This window comes from Kribbella albertanoniae (genome assembly GCF_004348455.1).
Classification (GTDB): Bacteria; Actinomycetota; Actinomycetes; order Propionibacteriales; family Kribbellaceae; genus Kribbella; species Kribbella albertanoniae.
Genome location: NZ_SMKA01000478.1, coordinates 1 through 2,614, shown reverse-complemented (window position 1 = coordinate 2,614; position 2,614 = coordinate 1). Strand labels below are relative to the sequence as shown.

2 protein-coding genes and 1 pseudogene are annotated in these 2,614 nt (G+C 68.2%); 2 read left to right on the top strand and 1 reads right to left on the bottom strand.

Annotation, left to right across the window (positions count from 1 at the left end; all coding sequences use genetic code 11):
• Nucleotides 1–400 precede the first annotated feature (400 nt).
• Nucleotides 401–1,090, top strand: a complete 690-nt coding sequence (locus E1261_RS44255; protein WP_132416289.1) for an SDR family oxidoreductase — start codon at nt 401–403, stop codon at nt 1,088–1,090.
• On the opposite strand, the gene E1261_RS44250 is transcribed toward E1261_RS44255, so the two are convergent.
• Complete coding sequence (locus tag E1261_RS44250) at nt 1,056–1,952, bottom strand: carbohydrate kinase family protein (protein WP_165952871.1); 897 nt, start codon at nt 1,950–1,952, stop codon at nt 1,056–1,058. The two genes, E1261_RS44255 and E1261_RS44250, sit on opposite strands and share 35 nt — an antisense overlap.
• A gap of 297 nt (nt 1,953–2,249) precedes the next feature.
• On the opposite strand from E1261_RS44250, the pseudogene E1261_RS44245 reads away from it, so the two are divergent.
• A pseudogene (locus E1261_RS44245) lies at nt 2,250–2,614 on the top strand (hypothetical protein); the annotation flags it as partial.

Genomic DNA, 2,614 nt, shown 5'->3' with positions numbered 1-2,614 from the left:
ACCCGCGCCTAACCCACCTTGAGCACCCACCAACCACTTCCAGCCCACCCACCTGCCTGATCCGTGCTCAACGTCGTACCAGCCCCACCTTGAGCACCGATCAACCACGCGCCGCTCCGCCCAATGGTCGACCCGCGCCCAAGGTCCCGCCCGGCCACATTGAGCACCGTTCGACCACTTTGCGCGGTCGTGCGTGGCTGATCCGTGCTCAACGTCGTACCTGGGGCACCTTGGGCACCGTTCAACCACGTGTGGGCGCGGGTGATGGTCGAGGGGTGCTCAAGGTCGTGTTCGCCCGGCACCTTGGGCGCCGGTCAACCACGTGGGGGTCGGCGGGGGTGGTTGATCCGTGCTCGAGGTGGTTGACCTTGAGTGGGGTTGAGGTGGTTGGGTACGGCGCATGGGCTTGCGGGTGTTGGTGACTGGGGCTGGGCGGGATACCGGGCGGCTGTTGGCGGTGGCGTTTGCTGCGCGGGGTGCTCACGTGGTGGTGACTGCGCGGACGATGGGGGCTGCTGAGGAGACGGTGGGGTTTATCCGGGCAGCGGGCGGTACGGCGCGGGCCGCCGTACTGGACCTTGCGGATCCGGACTCGATCGCGGCGCTGGAGGTCGATCGGCTGGACGTGCTGGTGAACAGCGGGGCGCGGTACCTGGGAGAGACGGCGTCGCCGGCGGATATCGCGGATGCGATTGCGGGAGCTGCCACCGGGACTGTGTTGCTGACCGAACGGTTGTTGCCGCTACTCCGGAAGTCGGAGCGGGCGGACATCGTGAATCTGATCTCGGCCGCGGGGGAGAACGGGCAGCATCGGTCGACTGCGCATGCGGCGTTCTATGCGGCGAAGCACGCGCAGGCCGGGTACGCCGAGATCCTGTCCGAGCGGGTGCGGGCGGAAGGGATCCGGGTGATCTCGCTGTTCCCGCCGGACTTCGTGCAGGACGGTCCGCGGGAGGCGGGCGCCGAGCTCACCGCGCAATCGGTCGTGGATTGTGTGTTGTTCGCGGTCGGTCAGCCGCGGGACTGCTTCATCCGTGCCATTCACTTCGAGCAGGCTAGACGTTTCGAGCAGCGAGCTCCTCGGCCGTGATCAGGTCGGTGTGAGTGCCGGCCGACCCGCACGCCCAGGCGCCGGCGATCGTCCCGGCCTGGGCGGCGTCGTACCAGCTAACTCCATCCAGCCACCGCGCGAGGAACGCGGCCACGTACGCATCCCCGGCGCCGTTCGTGTCGACCACCGGGCGGTCCGGCAGTTGGATCGCCGGGATGTGCTTGGGCGGCTCGCCCGGGAGATGCAGATAACTCCCATCCGACCCGGCCAGTACGACGACCACCTGCGCGCGCCCGTGCCCAAAGATCCAACTGACCGCGTCGTCCGGTAACGCACCGGCCGACACGAACACGATGTCCGCCGAGGTGGCGAAGTCCCGGTGGTAGTCGTTCCGGCCGTCCCAGTCGTGGAGATCGGTCGAGATCGTCCGCTCCGCGGCCAGTGCGTCCGGCAGTGCGTGCCGAGCGAAATCCATGATCGACACATGCACGTGCCGGGCCTGCGAGATCCCCGGCCGCCACAACTCCGGATCCACCCGCAACCCCGCCGGAAGCCGCCCGTCGTAGAACGACAGTCGCTCCCCGTCCGGCGTGACCAGGTTGACCGACCGCCGCGTCCCGTTCGGATGCTGCACGAAGTACAGCGGCATCTGCAGATCCCAGTACAACTGCCGGATCCGGAAGCCCTCGTCGTCCTCCCCGATCACATCCGCCAGCCCGGCCGGTACCCCGAGCAAATGACATCCCAGCGCAACCCCATGCCCCGTATGCCCGACGTACGTCTCGATCGGTTCGACCGACACCGTCTCCCGTGCACCCAGCGCCAACCCAGGCACCCGCACGATCGTGTCGACCCCAGCTCCGCCCACCACCAACACATCCAGCTCCACCCCACCCGTCATACCCGACTTTCGTCCACCCCAACAGGTGCCTTCCGCCACTCGAAGCATCCCGGGGTACGACGAGAGCCTGGATCCATGCTGCCCAGACGCCTCCTCACTCCGGGGCAATTTGAGGGGAGAACCGTTCAAGTTGCCCCTTCTCTGCTCGTTATTTGAGGGGAGAAGGGTCCAGTTGACGGGATATCCCTCGAGATGGGGGGGCTCCGCGGTGGTCACCGGCCTACCCGACTTTCGTCACCCCCGATGGGTGCCTTCCGCCAGTCGAAGCACTGAGGGGTACGACGAGATCCTGGTTCCATGCTGACCAGACGCCTCCTCCTCACAGCCACCGTCCTCGCTCCCGTAGCTCGTGCTGCCCAGTCCGTCGGCCTGGTCGGCGGTGGAGCGGGAGTGGAGCCGGCTGCCCCCTGGACCAGCGGCCCCGCCGCGGTCGCCACTCCGGCCGCGGCCACTGGCTCCCGCGCCACTCCGGCCGTGCAGCTCCGCTTCCCGCGTCCCACCGGGCCGTTCCACGTCGGCACCACCGAACTGCATCTGGTGGACGCGGGCCGGACCGACCCGTGGGTTACAGGCCGCGCGCGGGAACTGATGGTGAGTGTCTGGTATCCGGCGGTTGGGGTGGGAGAGCGGGCCGTCTACCTGCCGCGGGGTACGGCTGAGGT